This window comes from Nocardioides sp., from assembly GCF_044226305.1.
Taxonomy (GTDB): Bacteria; Actinomycetota; Actinomycetes; order Propionibacteriales; family Nocardioidaceae; genus Nocardioides.
On sequence record NZ_JBGAHF010000001.1, the window covers coordinates 258,370 to 272,721 of the forward strand.

The 14,352-nt window shown below is 71.4% G+C and carries 18 protein-coding genes; 7 read left to right on the forward strand and 11 right to left on the reverse strand.

Features of this window, described 5'->3' with window-relative positions:
• Positions 1–6: 6 nt before the first annotated feature.
• The 4 genes from paaK to ACILQ5_RS01290 form a co-directional block, all read right to left on the reverse strand.
• Positions 7–1,296 carry a phenylacetate--CoA ligase PaaK gene (gene paaK / locus ACILQ5_RS01275; RefSeq protein ID WP_395656150.1) on the reverse strand — a complete coding sequence of 430 codons (1,290 nt, stop codon included), beginning with the start codon at positions 1,294–1,296 and terminating at the stop codon, positions 7–9.
• Positions 1,293–1,721 carry a hydroxyphenylacetyl-CoA thioesterase PaaI gene (gene paaI / locus ACILQ5_RS01280; protein ID WP_395656151.1) on the reverse strand — a complete coding sequence of 143 codons (429 nt, stop codon included), beginning with the start codon at positions 1,719–1,721 and terminating at the stop codon, positions 1,293–1,295. The genes paaK and paaI overlap by 4 nt, the downstream gene beginning before the upstream one ends.
• Complete coding sequence (locus ACILQ5_RS01285; RefSeq protein ID WP_395656152.1) at positions 1,718–2,482, reverse strand: SigB/SigF/SigG family RNA polymerase sigma factor; 765 nt, start codon at positions 2,480–2,482, stop codon at positions 1,718–1,720. Before ACILQ5_RS01285 ends, paaI begins: the two co-directional genes overlap by 4 nt.
• Positions 2,483–2,617: 135 nt before the next feature.
• Positions 2,618–2,944 (reverse strand): plasmid stabilization protein, encoded by a 327-nt coding sequence (locus tag ACILQ5_RS01290; RefSeq protein WP_395656153.1) that lies wholly within the window; start codon positions 2,942–2,944, stop codon positions 2,618–2,620.
• A 131-nt stretch (positions 2,945–3,075) separates the two neighbouring features.
• On the opposite strand from ACILQ5_RS01290, the gene ACILQ5_RS01295 reads away from it, so the two are divergent.
• The 4 genes from ACILQ5_RS01295 (at position 3,076) to ACILQ5_RS01310 (ending at position 7,302) form a co-directional block, all read left to right on the forward strand.
• Positions 3,076–5,238, forward strand: a complete 2,163-nt coding sequence (locus ACILQ5_RS01295; protein WP_395656154.1) for an MMPL family transporter — start codon at positions 3,076–3,078, stop codon at positions 5,236–5,238.
• A 169-nt stretch (positions 5,239–5,407) separates the two neighbouring features.
• On the forward strand, positions 5,408–5,635 hold the full coding sequence (locus ACILQ5_RS01300) for a DUF2892 domain-containing protein (protein WP_395656155.1): 228 nt from the start codon (positions 5,408–5,410) through the stop codon (positions 5,633–5,635).
• Positions 5,632–7,089 carry an NAD(P)/FAD-dependent oxidoreductase gene (locus ACILQ5_RS01305; protein WP_395656156.1) on the forward strand — a complete coding sequence of 486 codons (1,458 nt, stop codon included), beginning with the start codon at positions 5,632–5,634 and terminating at the stop codon, positions 7,087–7,089. Before ACILQ5_RS01300 ends, ACILQ5_RS01305 begins: the two co-directional genes overlap by 4 nt.
• A 45-nt stretch (positions 7,090–7,134) precedes the next feature.
• Positions 7,135–7,302 (forward strand): hypothetical protein, encoded by a 168-nt coding sequence (locus ACILQ5_RS01310; RefSeq protein WP_395656157.1) that lies wholly within the window; start codon positions 7,135–7,137, stop codon positions 7,300–7,302.
• 13 nt (positions 7,303–7,315) lie between these two features.
• Here ACILQ5_RS01310 and ACILQ5_RS01315 read toward each other — a convergent pair whose 3' ends face one another.
• The 5 genes from ACILQ5_RS01315 to ACILQ5_RS01335 form a co-directional block, all read right to left on the reverse strand.
• The gene (locus ACILQ5_RS01315) at positions 7,316–8,050 is read right to left on the reverse strand and encodes a dienelactone hydrolase family protein (RefSeq protein ID WP_395656158.1); all 735 of its coding nucleotides are present in this window, start codon (positions 8,048–8,050) and stop codon (positions 7,316–7,318) included.
• 39 nt (positions 8,051–8,089) lie between these two features.
• Positions 8,090–8,377, reverse strand: coding sequence for a hypothetical protein (locus ACILQ5_RS01320; RefSeq protein ID WP_395656159.1), 288 nt, complete (start codon positions 8,375–8,377; stop codon positions 8,090–8,092).
• Positions 8,378–8,485: 108 nt separating this feature from the next.
• On the reverse strand, positions 8,486–8,890 hold the full coding sequence (locus ACILQ5_RS01325; protein ID WP_395656160.1) for an arsenate reductase ArsC: 405 nt from the start codon (positions 8,888–8,890) through the stop codon (positions 8,486–8,488).
• A 96-nt stretch (positions 8,891–8,986) separates the two neighbouring features.
• On the reverse strand, positions 8,987–9,709 hold the full coding sequence (locus ACILQ5_RS01330; RefSeq protein ID WP_395656161.1) for an aquaporin: 723 nt from the start codon (positions 9,707–9,709) through the stop codon (positions 8,987–8,989).
• Between the two features lie 32 nt (positions 9,710–9,741).
• Complete coding sequence (locus ACILQ5_RS01335; RefSeq protein WP_395656162.1) at positions 9,742–10,101, reverse strand: ArsR/SmtB family transcription factor; 360 nt, start codon at positions 10,099–10,101, stop codon at positions 9,742–9,744.
• 194 nt (positions 10,102–10,295) lie between these two features.
• Here ACILQ5_RS01335 and ACILQ5_RS01340 point away from each other — a divergent pair, with 194 nt between their 5' ends.
• The 3 genes from ACILQ5_RS01340 to ACILQ5_RS01350 are packed head-to-tail and all read left to right on the forward strand — an operon-like array spanning position 10,296 to position 11,906.
• A complete protein-coding gene (locus ACILQ5_RS01340) occupies positions 10,296–10,598 on the forward strand; it encodes an ArsR/SmtB family transcription factor (protein ID WP_395656163.1) in 303 nt (100 codons plus the stop codon).
• Entirely contained in the window at positions 10,585–11,634 is a 1,050-nt protein-coding gene (locus ACILQ5_RS01345; RefSeq protein ID WP_395656164.1) for a permease, read from the forward strand. The genes ACILQ5_RS01340 and ACILQ5_RS01345 overlap by 14 nt, the downstream gene beginning before the upstream one ends.
• Before the next feature lie 26 nt (positions 11,635–11,660).
• A complete protein-coding gene (locus ACILQ5_RS01350) occupies positions 11,661–11,906 on the forward strand; it encodes a thioredoxin family protein (RefSeq protein ID WP_395656165.1) in 246 nt (81 codons plus the stop codon).
• A gap of 171 nt (positions 11,907–12,077) precedes the next feature.
• Here the strand turns inward: ACILQ5_RS01350 and ACILQ5_RS01355 are convergent, their stop codons facing one another.
• On the reverse strand, positions 12,078–12,869 hold the full coding sequence (locus tag ACILQ5_RS01355; protein ID WP_395656166.1) for a DUF305 domain-containing protein: 792 nt from the start codon (positions 12,867–12,869) through the stop codon (positions 12,078–12,080).
• A 310-nt stretch (positions 12,870–13,179) separates the two neighbouring features.
• Positions 13,180–14,352 (reverse strand): acyl-CoA dehydrogenase family protein, encoded by a 1,173-nt coding sequence (locus tag ACILQ5_RS01360; RefSeq protein WP_395656167.1) that lies wholly within the window; start codon positions 14,350–14,352, stop codon positions 13,180–13,182.

Here is a 14,352-nt window from a genome sequence, read left to right on the forward strand (position 1 = left end):
GCCCGGTCAGCGGCGCCGGTCGCTGATCCGCTTGGCCTTGCCGAGCGACCGCTCGAGGGCGAACGGCGCCAGCACCTCGACCCGCGCGCTGACACCGATCCGCTGCTTGATCCGCTCGGCGAGCCGCGCGCCGAGGACGTCGCGCCCGGCCGGGTCCGGCTCCGCCGCGGCCTCGACCTGCACGGTGAGCTCGTCGAGGCTGCCGGGCCGGGTCAGCACGCACAGGTAGTGCGGCGCCAGCCCCTCGACGGTGAGGATCTGCTCCTCCACCTGGCTGGGGAACACGTTGACGCCCCGGATGATCATCATGTCGTCGGTGCGGCCGGTGACCTTCTCCATCCGGCGGAATGCGGGGAACGCGGTGCCGGGCAGCAGCCGCGTCAGGTCGCGGGTGCGGTACCGCACGACCGGCATCGCCTGCTTCGTCAGCGAGGTGAACACCAGCTCGCCCCGCTCGCCGTCCGGGACCGGCTCCAGGGTCACCGGGTCGACGACCTCCGGCAGGAAGTGGTCCTCCCACACGTGCAGGCCGTCCTGGGTCGAGCCCGCCTCCTGCGAGACCCCCGGCCCCATCACCTCCGACAGCCCGTAGATGTCGACCGCCCGGATCCCGGACCGCTCCTGGACCGCCCGGCGCATCTCGTCGGTCCACGGCTCGGCTCCGAAGATGCCGACCTCCAGCGCGGTGCTGCGCGGGTCCACCCCCTGGCGGTCCATCTCGTCGAGGATCGCGAGGAAGTACGACGGCGTCACCATGATCACCCGCGGTGCGAAGTCGACGACCAGCTGCACCTGGCGCTCGGTCATCCCGCCGCTGACCGGCACCACCGTGCACCCCAGGCGCTCGGCGCCGTAGTGCGCGCCGAGGCCGCCGGTGAACAGCCCGTACCCGTAGGCGACGTGCACCACGTCGCCCGGGCGACCGCCGGCGGCCCGGATCGAGCGGGCCATCAGCTCCGACCAGGTGTCGAGGTCGGCCTGCGTGTAGCCGACGACGGTCGGGCGCCCGGTCGTGCCGCTGCTGGCGTGCACCCGGGCCACCTGCTCACGCGGCACCGCGAACATCCCGAACGGGTAGTTCTCCCGCAGGTCGGCCTTGGTCGTGAACGGGAACCGCGCGAGGTCGGCCAGCGAGGCGAGGTCGTCGGGGTGGACGCCCGCCTCGTCGAAGGCGCGGCGGTAGTGGGGCACGCTCTCGTACGCCGCCCGCAGCGTGCCCCGCAGCCGGTCCAGCTGGAGCGCCTCGAGCCCGGCCCGGTCCAGGGTCGGCACGTGGCCGGCGTCGCGGGCGATCACCAGAACCGCCCGCCGACCTCGCGGCTGCGGCCGACGAAGGTGGCGACCACCTCGTCGCCGGCGGTCACCGTGACGTCGTACAGGCCGTCGCGGCCGGCGCGCTCCCGCTCGACCGCCGTCGCGACCAGCACGTCGCCGGCCCGGGTCGGCCGCCGGAACCGGATCTCGGCGCCCGCCGCGACGGTGCGCCGGTTGTAGGAGTTGCACGCGAAGGCGAACGCGGAGTCGGCGAGCGCGAAGGTCAGACCGCCGTGGCCGATGTCGTGGCCGTTGACCATGTCACCACGGACCGTCATCCGCAGCGTCGCGGTGCCGGGGCCGACCGCGTCGATCGACATGCCCAGGGCGCGGCTGGCCCGGTCCTCGGCCCACATCGCGGCCGCGCTCCGCTCCGCGATCTCGCGGGCCGCCTGGTCGGTGGTCACGCGGACAGACTGCCACCGCTGTCGACGAGACGCTCGCGGAGCCGGGCGAGGATCCGGTTCAGCAGTCGCGAGACCTGCATCTGGGTGACGCCGATGTCGGCACCGATCTCGGCCTGCGTGTAGCCGCCGAAGAAGCGCAGCTCGAGGATCCGCCGCTCGCGTGGGGTCAGGCCGCGCATCACCGCGGCCAGGGTCACCCGGGCGTCGGCGTCGACGAACGCGGTGTCCTCCTCCCCGAGCCGGTCACCGATCGGGTCCTCCCCCTCCGGGGTCGGGGCGTCGAGCGACGCGGGGCTGAAGCAGCCGTTCGCGGCGAGCGCGTCGAGGACCTGCTCGAGATCGACGTCGAGGTGCCGGGCCAGGTCGGAGGGTCGCGGCGAGCGGCCGAGCTGCTGGGCGAGCTCGCCCTCGGCCGAGAGGATCCGGGTCTGCAGCTCCTGGATCGAGCGGGGCGGTCGCAACGCCCACCCGTGGTCGCGGAAGTGCCGCCGCAGCTCGCCGCGAATGGTCGGCACGGCGAACGAGAGGAAGTCGTGGCCGCGCTCGGGGTCGAAGGCCTGGACCGCCTTGACCAGGCCGAGGTAGGCGACCTGGTCGAGGTCGTCCGTGGCGATGCCACGACCTCGGTACCGGCGTGCGCAGTCGGCCGCGACGGTCATGTTGAGCTCCACGATCCGGCCCTCGAGAGCGCGTCGGGTGCCGTTCACGGAACCCCGGACCTGCTCGAACAGCTGCCGGGTGGCCTCTCGCCGGTCCTCCATCCCCACCTCCTCACGAGCGCCGGGGTGGTGAAGCTCTCCGGTGCCGATAGTGGCAGTGCGGTCTAGACCGCACACCACCCTTTGGGGGGAGCGGCCGCGGACCCGGGAGGTCCGGCCGATCGGCGTCTGCGCAGGTCAGCGGCCGACGGCCCGCTCCAGCTCGGCCTTGGTCATCGAGGAGCGGCCCTTGATGTTCTTGCGCCGGGCCTCCTCGTAGAGCTGGTCACGGGTGCGGCCGCCGGCGCCGCGGTGCGAGCGGAGGCCGCCGCGCCGGGAGGAGGAGATGTCCTCGGTCGACGTGCGGCTGCTCTGCTCGGCCTCGCCGCTGCGGGCCCGCTCCTTGTTGACGGTCCGGGCCGCGATCTCCTCGGCCACGTCCTCGTCGCGACCTCGTTCCTGGAGGCCTTCCTTGATGTGCTCGTACTGCCGCTCGCGCTTCTTGCTCCACTGCTCCTGAGGCATGTCGCAGCGGTACCCCGACCGCAGGGCGGCATGCCCTTGCGGAGCCGCTCCGTGACTCGTGGCACCCGAGGTGGGCGTATACCCATAGGGGTATTTTGATTCCTCATCGGATACCCCCTAGGGTATCTGGCATGACGACGAGCGACGCCCGGCGCGACACCCGGATCGACCCCGAGATCGGCTACCGACCAGGCCCCCTCGGCCGGCTGGGTGTCTGGGTCGCGGACCACGCGAGGATCACCACCGCCGTCTGGCTCCTCCTGGTCGTCGGGCTGGGCGTGTTCGCCCCGCGCGTCGAGAGCGAGCTGTCCGGCGCTGGTTGGCAGGCGAACGGCTCCGACTCCGTCGCGGCCCGCGAGCTCGCGCAGGAGCACTTCGGCGGCAACGCCTCCACCGCGATCCAGGTCGTGGTGGTCTCCACCGACGGGCCGGTCACCGCCGGGGCCGGCAAGCAGGTGCTCGCCGAGGCCACGGCGATGCTCGAGGAGGATCCGCGGATCGCGGAGGTCGTGCAGCCGCAGCCCGGGGCGACGCTGAGCCAGGACGGCAGGACGGCCGTCCTGCTCGCCGGCGCGGCAGCCGACCCGAACGAGATGGTCCGGGCCGCCGACGACCTCAAGGGGCCGCTGCAGGGCCTGTCGACCCAGGGCGTCCAGGTGAACCCGACCGGCGCCTCGCTGCTCTGGTCGGACTTCAACGAGGCCAACCTCGACGCGATGCTGAAGTCGGAGATGTTCTCCTGGCCGGTCACGCTCGCGATCCTGGTGCTCGCGTTCGGTGCCCTCGTCGCCGCCGGGCTGCCGCTGATCCTGACGCTCGCGGGTCTGGTCGCGTCTGCCGGGTCACTGGTGCTGATCAACCAGTTCGTGCCGGTCTCCGTCTGGGCGATGAACTTCGCGATGATGTTCGCGCTCGCGCTCGGCATCGACTACGCGCTCTTCATCGTGGTGCGGTTCCGGGCCGCCCGGATGGGACACCACGAGAGCCCGCACCAGGCGATCGCCGAGACGATGGACACGGCCGGGAAGGCGGTGCTGCTCTCCGGCGCGACCGTGCTGATCTCCCTGTCGGCCGTGATGCTCGTGCCCTCGCCGTCCTTCCGGTCGATGGCCGGCGGGATCATGCTCGCCGTCATCTTCGTGCTGGGCGCCACGCTCACCCTGCTCCCGATGGTGCTGGCCAAGCTCGACCACCGGGTCAACAAGCTCGCGCTCCCCTGGGTGCACACCGGCGAGCACCGCTCGCCGAAGTTCGCCGCGTGGGGCGAGCGGCTGTGGAAGCGCCCGGTCGCGTTCGGGCTGGCCGCCCTGGTGGTCCTGCTCGCCCTGGCGGCGCCCGTCTTCGGGCTGAAGACCGCCATGCCGTCGATCAAGGTGCTGCCCGAGGACGCCTCCGCCCGGGTCGGCTACGACCTGGTCCAGGACTCCTTCGGCCCCGGCGCGCCGGGCACCCTCCAGGTCGTCGTGCCGAAGGACGAGGCAGCGGCCGCGGCCGACGTCCTCGGCCAGGACCCCGGCATCGCGGGCGCGATGCCCGGGACCGCCGCTGCGGACGGCTCGGACTACGTCCTGATCCAGGCGGTGCCGACGGTGGACCCGTCGGACCCGGCGCTCGCGACGACGGTCGAGCGTCTCCGCACCGATCTCCCGGCCGGCGCCCTCGTGGGCGGCGCGGCGGTCGAGAACCTCGACCTCAAGGACCAGCTCGACGCCTCCACCCCCCTGGTCATCGGAGTGATCCTCACCCTGGGCTTCCTGCTGCTCCTGGTCGCCCTCCAGGCGCCACTGATCGCGCTGCTCGGGACCCTGGCCAGCCTGCTCTCCACAGCGGCGGCGTTCGGGGTCGCGCGCCTGGTCTTCCAGGAGGGCTGGGGCTCGGGCTTCATGGGCTTCGAGCACCAGGGGTTCCTGGACGCGTGGGCGCCGGTCTTCTTCTTCGCGATGATCTTCGCGATCGCGATGGACTACACCGTGTTCCTGCTCGCCTCGGCCAAGGAGCACTACGAGCACTCGGGCGACCCCAAGGACGCGATGGTCGGCTCGATCGCGCACTCCGGGCGGGTCATCTTCGCGGCCGGCGCCGTCATGGTGGCCGTCTTCTTCACCTTCGCCCTGTCCGGCCCGCTGCCGCCCAAGGAGATGGGGATCGTGCTCGGCGTCGCCGTGCTGCTCGACGCGTTCCTGGTCCGCCTGGTGCTGCTGCCTGTGCTGCTCCGCCTCACCGGGCGGGCCGCCTGGTGGGCCCCGACCTGGCTCACCCGCGTCCTGCCGGACATCCGGTTCTCCCACAGCTGACCAGCACCACCACGAGAAGGAGCCCCATCATGTGTCACGCAGTGCCCTGCAGGACCTGCGGCAAGGCGACCTGGGCCGGCTGCGGCCGCCATGTCGACGCCGCCCTGGCCGGTGTCCCGCGCTCGGAGCGTTGCACCGGGCACGCCGCGAGCATCCCGGGCGGCCGGTCATGAACCTCGACCGTGGCGTCCTGGCGATCGCGGGCGGAGTCGTCCTCCTCAGCGTCGTGCTCACGGTCGGCGTGTCGGCCTGGTGGCTGCTGCTGACCGCCTTCGTCGGCCTCAACCTGCTCCAGTCGAGCATCACCGGGTTCTGCCCGGCCGCGATCGTGCTCCAGCGCTTCGGCGTGCGGAGCGGGTGCGCGTTCACGACCGAGGAACGGAGCGCGGTGCGATGAGCCGGGTGGTCGTCCTGGGCGCCGGTGTGTCGGGACACACGGCCGCGCTGCACCTGCGGCGCCTCCTCGGCAAGGAGCACGAGGTGCTCGTCGTGTCGCCCAACTCCCAGTGGAACTGGATCCCCTCCAACATCTGGGTGGGCGTCGGCCGGATGGGGGTCGAGGACGTGACCTTCCCCCTGGCTCCCGTGTACCGACGCCAGAAGATCACCTTCGTCCAGGCCAAGGCGGTCGCGGTCCGCCCCGAGGGCACCGGCACCGACCCCCGGCCGGCCGTGGACGTCGTGCACACCTCGCCCGGGCTCGCCGGCGAGACGGAGCAGATCCGCTACGACTACCTGGTCAACGCGACCGGTCCGAAGCTGAACTTCCAGGCGACGCCCGGTCTCGGTCCCGACGGCAACTCGTGGTCGGTCTGCACCGCCGGCCACGCCGTCGAGGCAGCGCAGGCGCTCGACGCGGTCATCGCCCGGCTGCGCGCCGGCCGGCCCCAGCGGCTGGTGATCGGCATGGGGCACGGCACCTGCACCTGCGAGGGCGCGGCGTTCGAGTACGCCTTCAACGTCGAGCACGAGCTCCGTGCGGCCGGCGTCCGCGACCTGGCCGAGGTCGTCTACCTGTCGAACGAGCACGAGCTCGGCGACTTCGGCGTCGGCGGCATGGTCTTCGGGCAACGGGGCTTCCTGACCACGAGCCAGACCTGGACCGAGTCGCTCTTCCGTGAGCGCGGGGTGCGCGCGATCCTCGGCGCGCACGTCGAGCGGGTCGAGCCCGGCGAGGTGTTCTTCGAGACCCTCGACGGCACCCACGAGAGCCTCGCCTTCGACTTCGCGATGCTGCTGCCGCCGTTCCGCGGCGCCGAGCTCCAGGCCTTCGACGCCGCCGGCGAGGACATCACCGCCTCGATGTTCGCGCCGAGCGGCTTCCTCAAGGTCGACGCCGACTACACGGCCAAGCCGTACGACGAGTGGCGGGCGGCCGACTGGCCCTCGACCTACCAGTCGCCGGCGTACGGCAACGTCTTCGGCGTCGGGATCGCCTTCGCCCCGCCGCACCAGATCTCGCGCCCGCGGACCAGCCCGAACGGCACCGTGATCACGCCGGCACCGCCTCGCACCGGGATGCCGTCGGGGATCATGGGTCGCCAGGTCGCGCGCACGATCGCCGACATGGTCCAGCACGGAGCGACCGAGCCGACCCACACCGCCTCGATGGCCGAGATGGGCGCCGCGTGCGTCGCGTCCGCCGGCGCCGGCCTCCGGTCCGGCTCCGCCGCCGCGATGACGATGTATCCCGTCGTACCCGACCGCCAGCGGTACCCGCACGGCGGCCGCAGCCTGACCGACACCTTCGGGGAGATCGGCCTGGCCGGGCACTGGGTGAAGCACGCGCTGCACTACCTGTTCCTCTACAAGGCCAAGGCTCGTCCGGGATGGTTCCTCATCCCCGAGTGAGCCAGCAGCGCGTCCGCCGACCGACACCTGAGCAGAGGACAGCACATGACCCAGTCCGACACCGACGCCCGCATCGCCGGTGCTCCGCTTCCGACGGCGCGGACGCTGCGCCGGCGCAACGGCCTGGCCACCCAGAGCTGGCGCTTCGCGGTGATCAACCTCCGGATGATCCGGATGATCCGCCGCAGCCACGCGCCGACCGTGCGCCGCTGAGCCGGTCGCGGCGTCAGAGGGTGCGGCCGAACAGCCCCTCCAGCACCCGGAAGTGCCGCTCGGCACCGGCCTCCTGGTACATCGAGGTGTCCGCCATCGTGTAGCCGTGCGGCGCGCCCTCGTAGACCTCGTTGAGGTAGGGGCGACCGGTCACCCGCAGCGCGTCCTCCAACCCCTCGACCGCCTCGAGCGGCATCGAGCGGTCCCGGTCGGCGTGCCCGAAGGCGTGCTCCGCGGTTGACGCGCCGATCGCGAGGTGCGGGCTGTCGGGGGCGTCGGTCACGAGGCCTCCACCGTGGAAGCCACCCACCGCCGCGACCGTGCCCGCGAACCACCCACCCGTGCGTACGGCGAGCCGCGCTCCCATGCAGTACCCGGTGACACCGATGGGGCCGTCGCCGGCGTGCTCGACCAGCGTGCGTACCCACGCCTCGGCGTCGGCGCCGGCGCGCTCGGGGGTGAGACCGGCGACCCGCTCGGAGACCCCAGAGCCGAAGAACGCCTCCCGGGCGCCCGGCTCGCGCAGGTCCCCGGCCGGCGCCAGCTCGGCGGCCGAGCCGTCGCGGTAGAAGACGTGCGGCGCGAGGACGACGTACCCCCAGGACGCGATGCGGTCGGCCATGTCCTCGATCTGCGGCCGCAGCCCGATCGCGTCGACGTAGAACAGCACGCCAGGGTGGCCCGGCTCACCGGCCAGGTACGCCTCCGCGGCACCGTCGGCGGCCTCGACCCGGATCCTCTCGCCCATGACGGCGACGGTAGGCGATCGCGACGACCGACGGACGGGTCATCCCCGGCCGGCGCACAGGGCCCGCACCCGCCGGTAGGGCACGAGGTAGGCACGCCAGAGGTAGGTCACCAACGCCGCCAGCAGGGTCACGGAGAGACCGACCACCGCTCCGGTCAGGGAGTTCTCGACCGGTCGGCTGGAGAGCAGCCCGGGCAGGACCATGAGGAGGGCCGTGCACGCGACCCCCCAGCGGAGGGCCACCATGACGGATGCCTGCGCCTGGCGCTGCAGCACCGGCTTGGTCGTGCTGGCCAGGACGTCGAGTTCGAGTCCACGAGCTGTCATGGCACCAGCACGACAGAGCCAGGCGTCCAGCACCCCGAACCGCCACCAACCACCGGGAACGTCGAGGTGAACTCCCGGTCACCGGGTGACCGCTGCGTCAGCAGTGCGTCAGGTCAGCGATGCGATGAGGTCCTCGATGCGACGGCGGATCTCGTCCCGGATGGGGCGAACCGCGTCGATCCCTTGACCGGCCGGGTCGTCGAGCTCCCAGTCCTCGTACCGCTTGCCGGGGAAGTAGGGACATTCGTCGCCGCAGCCCATGGTGATCACGACGTCGGAGGCCTGGACGGCCTCGGTGGTGAGGACCTTGGGCTGGTTGCCGGCGATGTCGATGCCTTCCTCGGCCATGGCCTGGACGGCGACCGGGTTGATCCGGTTGCCGGGCTGGGACCCGGCGGAGAGGACCTCGATGCGGTCACCGGCGAGGTGCTGGAGGTACCCGGCGGCCATCTGGGAGCGCCCGGCGTTGTGGACGCAGACGAACAGGACGGTGGGCTGGTGGTCCGTGGTCACGGCGTTGGAGTCTCCTGGTTCTCGGGTTCGGCGAGCTGGGGGTCGGGGTTCACGCCGCTGTCCGTACCGATGTACGTATCGGCGTTCGTGTCGGTGTCATGCGGGCGTCCCTTCTCCGTGGGCAGCGGCCTCGGGGTCGAGGGTGTCGAGGGTGTCGAGGGGGTAGAGCAGCTTCACGGCGCCGACGGCGATCGCGCCGCCGACCAGCTGCATGAGCACGAACATCGCCACCGAGGACGGCGCGATGCCGGCGAAGGTGTCGGAGAACATCCGGGCGACGGTGACCGCAGGGTTGGCGAAGCTGGTGGAGCTCGTGAACCAGTAGGCGGCGGTGATGTAACCGCCGACGGCGTACGCGATGGTCTCGGTGCGGCCGGACCTGACGGACCCGAAGATGACCAGCAGCAGGCCCAGGGTGGCGACCACCTCGCCGAGCCACAGGTCGGCGCCCGTGCGGTCGTGGGTGGAGATGCTGATCGCGTCCAGGTCGAACATCAGGTTGGCCACCACGGCGCCGACGAACCCGCCGGCGAACTGGGCGCCGATCAGCGGCACCGCCTCGCCCTTGCCGACCAGGCCCAGGACGACCTCGACGAGGGTGACCACCGGGTTGAACGCCGCCGAGACCGGCTGCAGGGCCAAGATCAGCGCCACCAGGGCGGCGCCGGTGACGAGGCTGTTCTCCAGCAGCTGCAGCCCCACGTCGTCGGGCGAGAGCCGGCTGGCGGCGATGCCGGACCCGATGACCGCGGCCACGAGGAAGGCGGTGCCGACGAACTCGGCACCGGCACGCCGGAACACGTGCATCGACCGGCTCACCGGCCGACCCACCTGACCGCCCCCGGGGCCGCTCACGGGGCCACTCCGCCGATCAGGGACGCCAGGTCGGCCAGCACCTCGGGCTTCGCCCTGTAGTAGACCCAGACGCCACGCTTGGACCGGTCGAGCAGCCCGACCTCGTGCAGGATCTTGAGGTGGTGGCTGATGGTCGGCTGGGACAAGTCGAAGGCGTCGTTGAGGTCACACACGCAGGCTTCGGCGTCGGCGTGGCAGGCGACCAGCGACAGCAGTCGCAACCGAACCGGGTCGGCCAGCGCCTTGAGCACCGGGGAGATCCGGGCCGCGGTGTCCATGCCCAACGGCTCAGCCATCAGTGGGGAGCAGCAGGCGACCGTGTCGGTCGGGCTCACCGGCGCAACAGACTTCGACATGGATGAATACTGACGGCTGTCGATGTGTTGCGGTGAACCAGGCAGACGAACTCTCGGTGAACTCTTCCCCGTCCGGGCCGGCGGGGCGGTCGTGGTCCAAGGTCCACGGCAACCGCTGACCTCTGGCCCGTGCGTGCGGATCGACGTCGGCGGATGCTTCAGCTGTGACTGCATCAACTCCGGTTGAGGTCCACGTGTCCGGCACCGAGGTCTCCTCGACCTGGTCGGAGTCCGGGGGCCTGCTCACGGCGGTCGCGGATCCGGTCCGCTGGACCGTCCTGCACCGCCTCGGTGCCGGGACTGCGTGTGTGTGCCAGCTCCAGGAGCAGGTGGCGGTCGCGCCGAACCTGTTGTCCTACCACCTGCGGGTCCTGCGGGAGGCCGGCCTGGTGGTCACCGCCAAGCGGGGCCGCTGGGTCGACTACAGCCTGGCACCCGGGGCGTTCGACCGGCTCGTCACCGCACTTCCCGTGGACGACCGCGATGAGCGTCGTTGACCACGTCCCGACCTCCACGCGCGGCCGCCTGACGACCCTGGCCGCCGCAGTCGCCGCCTGGGTCGCCGTCTACTGGGCCAACGGCCGGGTGTGGGACCGGCTGCTCCACGGGCTCCTGGGCATGGATCCGGATGCGCGGTCGACCGAGACCCTCCGGTTCTTCTGCTACGACACCGTCAAGATCACCCTGCTGCTGTCGGGCATCATCTTCGTGATCACCGTCGCCCGCTCCTACATGAGCGTGGAACGGACGCGTGCCCTGCTGGGTGGGCGGCGGGAAGGCCTCGGGAACGTGATGGCCGCAGGCCTGGGGGTGGTGACCCCGTTCTGCTCGTGCAGCGCCGTCCCGGCGTTCATCGGGTTCGTCGCCGCCGGGGTCCCGATCGGGGTCACGCTGTCGTTCCTGATCGCCAGCCCGCTGGTCAACGAGATCGCCATCGGGCTGCTGCTGACCATGTTCGGGGTCGAGGTCACGCTGGCCTACGTCGCCGCCGGCGTGAGCGTCGCGATCGTCGCCGGCTGGGTCCTGGGACGCCTCGGCGTGGAGCGGTGGGTCGAGCCGTTCGTGTTCGAGACCCGACTCGGCGGCGAACTCGTGGACCCCGCCACGGTGTTGACGTTCGACCAACGGCTGCAGATGGGCGCCGAGGAGGTCGTCAGCATCCTGCACAAGATCTGGCCCTACCTGCTGGTCGGCATCGGCCTGGGCGCCGTCATCCACGGCTGGGCACCCGAGGACCTGTTCACCCGTTATGCCGGCGCCGGCAACCCGTTCGCCGTCCTGGTCGCGGTCCTCATCGGGATCCCGCTGTACTCCAACGCCGCCGGCATCATGCCGCTGGTCGTCGCTCTGCACGACAAGGGCCTGCCGATGGGGACCCTGCTGGCGTTCATGATGGCCGTGGTCGCGCTGTCCCTGCCCGAGCTCATCCTGCTCCGTCGCGTCCTGAAGGTCCCCTTACTCGCCATCTACGTCGCGGTCGTCGGCAGCGGGATCATCGCTGTCGGCTACCTGTTCAACGTCCTGCTCGCCTGAGCTCGACCCACGGGAAGGAGCCCGTCATGCTGGTCAAGGTCCTCGGACCCGGCTGCAAGAACTGCGTCGCCCTGGAGAACGCCACCCGCGAGGCCATCGACCGTCTCGGCCTCGATGCGACCGTGGAGAAGGTGACCGACTACGTCGCCATCGCCGGGTACGGCGTCATCGCGACTCCCGCGCTCGTGGTGGACGAGAAGGTCGTCTCCAGCGGCCGGGTGCTGACCCCCACCCGCGTCGGCGAGCTCCTCACCGCAGCCGCCGCCCGTTGACGGACCGGGTCGACCACCCGCACCCGCCGGTCGTGCGCCCGTGACGGTGTCGGTCACCGACGTCCCGTCGGCGTCCGTCGTGACGCCGAGCGGAGCGGCCGGCGTCACCGCGGTGCGGTCACGCCAGCCGCCCGGACGTAGGCGGTGGGGCGTCAGCTTCGCCGGGGTCGGTCAGCCGAGCATCCCTTGCATCTGGTCGATCTCGTCCTGCTGGCTGGCCTCGATGTGCTTCGCGAGTGCGAGCGCGTCGCCGAACGTACCTTGGTCGATCTCGTCCTCGGCCATCTCGATGGCGCCCTGGTGGTGCTCGACCATCATCTGCAGCCACATGTCCTGGAACTCGGCGTCCGAAGCGTTCTCGAGCTGGTCCATCTGCTCGGCCGTCATCATCCCTGGCATGCCGGCGCCGGTGTCCGAGCCCGTGGACGACTCGGAGCTGGTGGACTCGTCGCCACCCATGTCCATGTCGGAGCCGTCCATGTTGCCCATGTCGTGACCGCCGTGGGCGTGGTCGTTGACGGTCGCCGGGACTTCCTGGTCCCACGCATTGAGCCAGTCGGTCATGGTCTCGATCTCGGGTGCCTGGGCATCGCGGATCTGCTCGGTCAGCTTCTTCACGGCCGGGTCCAGCGGCCGGCCATCCGCGAGGGCCACCATCGCGAGGGCTTGGGCGTGGTGCTGGATCATCGCGGTCGCGAACGAGACGTCAGCGGCGTTGAACACGTCGCCGTTGCTGGCGGTCTGGGTGGCTGACGGTGACCCGGAGTCCGAGTCGCTGCCACACGCGGTGAGCGTGACTCCCAGGGCTGCTGTCAGCGCGAGGGCGGCGGCGCCGGCTCGCAACAGGTGCATGCGGGCCGCTGGGCGGACCGCTCCGGTGTGAACAGGGTTGTCTCGGCAGACGCCGAGGGTGGGGATTCGACTACGCATGAGGGTTCTCTCCCGTGGTGTGTGCTTCGTCATCTGGGCTCGTGGCGAGGACCGCCGTCCGCGACCGACCGCACGCCGGGTCGGCGCGCGTGGTGCGCACGTGCACGGCGGTGCGCCCGTCAGCACCGCTGGATGGAGAGCATCCTCAGGTCTGGCCTCACCGCACCGCGTGCCCGGGCCCGAAGCGCGGTCGCGCTCGCCAGGGCGCGGTCGACAGATGCGGTGAGCACCCGCTCCAGGCGTGTCCCGCAGGTTCCGGTTCATCCCGTCGACCGGCGACGCCGGCGCGGAACCTCGTCGCCACCGTAGGTCGACGATGAGCCTGCGACCCGCACAGACGCGCTCAGAGCTGGCTCTGCACCCCGGCGAGGAGCTGACGGGCCATCACGATCCGCTGGACCTGGTTGGTGCCCTCGTAGATCTGGGTGATCTTGGCGTCGCGCATCATCCGCTCGACGGGATAGTCGCGGGTGTAGCCGTAGCCGCCGAGCACCTGGACCGCGTTCGTCGTGACCTCCATCGCCACGTCGGAGGCGAAGCACTTGGCCGCGGCACCGAAGAACGTCAGGTCGGCGTCGCCGCGCTCGGACCGGCCGGCCGCGGCGTAGGTCAGCTGCCGGGCCGCCTCGACCTTCATCCCCATGTCGGCGAGCAGGAACTGCAGCCCCTGGAAGTCGCTGATCGGCTTCCCGAACTGCCGACGCTCCTGGGCGTAGCCCAGCGCATAGTCCAACGCACCCTGCGCGATCCCGACCGCCTGCGCGGCGATCGTGACCCGGGTGTGGTCCAGGGTCCGCATCGCGGTCTCGAACCCGGTGCCCTCCGCGCCGATCATCCGGTCGCCCGGGATCCGCACCTTGTCCAGGTAGACCTCGCGGGTCGGGGAGCCCTTGATGCCGAGCTTCTTCTCCGGGGCACCGAACGAGACCCCCTCGTCGGCCTTCTCGACCACGAAGGCCGAGATCCCCCGGGACCGCTTCTCCGGGTCCGTCACCGCCAGCACCGTGTAGTACTCGCTGACCCCGGCGTTGGTGATCCACCGCTTCACCCCGTCGAGGACCCAGCCGTCGCCGTCACGGACCGCCCGGGTCTTCATGCTCGCCGCGTCCGACCCGGCGTCGGGCTCGGAGAGGCAGTAGGAGAACCCGCCCTCGCCCGCGGCGAGCTTGCCCAGATAGTGCTTCTTGAGCTCCTCCGAGCCCGCGATCTGCACCGGAAGCGACCCCAGCTTGTTCACCGCCGGGATCAACGACGCCGACGCGCACGCCCGGGCGACCTCCTCGATCACGATCACCGTCGCCAGCGCGTCCGCCCCCGCGCCGCCGTACTCCTCCGGCACGTGCGGGGCGTGGAAGTCCGCGGCCAGCAGCGCGGCCGCCGCCTCCTCGGGGTAGCGCGCGTGCTCGTCGACGTCCGCGGCGAACGGCGCCACCTTCGCATCGCACACCGCCCGCACGGCCTCCCGGACCGCGCGGTGCTCCTCGGACAGGTCGTACATCGGGAAGTCAGCGCTCAT

Bases quoted from the DNA above. Each gene is read 5' to 3' on its own strand.
- ACILQ5_RS01285 (WP_395656152.1), bottom strand. From the start codon at position 2,482: ATGGAGGACCGGCGAGAGGCCACCCGGCAGCTGTTCGAGCAGGTCCGG.
- ACILQ5_RS01290 (WP_395656153.1), bottom strand. From the start codon at position 2,944: ATGCCTCAGGAGCAGTGGAGCAAGAAGCGCGAGCGGCAGTACGAGCAC.
- ACILQ5_RS01295 (WP_395656154.1), top strand. From the start codon at position 3,076: ATGACGACGAGCGACGCCCGGCGCGACACCCGGATCGACCCCGAGATC.
- ACILQ5_RS01300 (WP_395656155.1), top strand. From the start codon at position 5,408: ATGAACCTCGACCGTGGCGTCCTGGCGATCGCGGGCGGAGTCGTCCTC.
- ACILQ5_RS01305 (WP_395656156.1), top strand. From the start codon at position 5,632: ATGAGCCGGGTGGTCGTCCTGGGCGCCGGTGTGTCGGGACACACGGCC.
- ACILQ5_RS01310 (WP_395656157.1), top strand. From the start codon at position 7,135: ATGACCCAGTCCGACACCGACGCCCGCATCGCCGGTGCTCCGCTTCCG.
- ACILQ5_RS01315 (WP_395656158.1), bottom strand. From the start codon at position 8,050: ATGGGCGAGAGGATCCGGGTCGAGGCCGCCGACGGTGCCGCGGAGGCG.
- ACILQ5_RS01320 (WP_395656159.1), bottom strand. From the start codon at position 8,377: ATGACAGCTCGTGGACTCGAACTCGACGTCCTGGCCAGCACGACCAAG.
- ACILQ5_RS01335 (WP_395656162.1), bottom strand. From the start codon at position 10,101: ATGTCGAAGTCTGTTGCGCCGGTGAGCCCGACCGACACGGTCGCCTGC.
- ACILQ5_RS01345 (WP_395656164.1), top strand. From the start codon at position 10,585: ATGAGCGTCGTTGACCACGTCCCGACCTCCACGCGCGGCCGCCTGACG.
- ACILQ5_RS01350 (WP_395656165.1), top strand. From the start codon at position 11,661: ATGCTGGTCAAGGTCCTCGGACCCGGCTGCAAGAACTGCGTCGCCCTG.
- ACILQ5_RS01355 (WP_395656166.1), bottom strand. From the start codon at position 12,869: ATGACGAAGCACACACCACGGGAGAGAACCCTCATGCGTAGTCGAATC.
- ACILQ5_RS01360 (WP_395656167.1), bottom strand. From the start codon at position 14,352: ATGAGCGCTGACTTCCCGATGTACGACCTGTCCGAGGAGCACCGCGCG.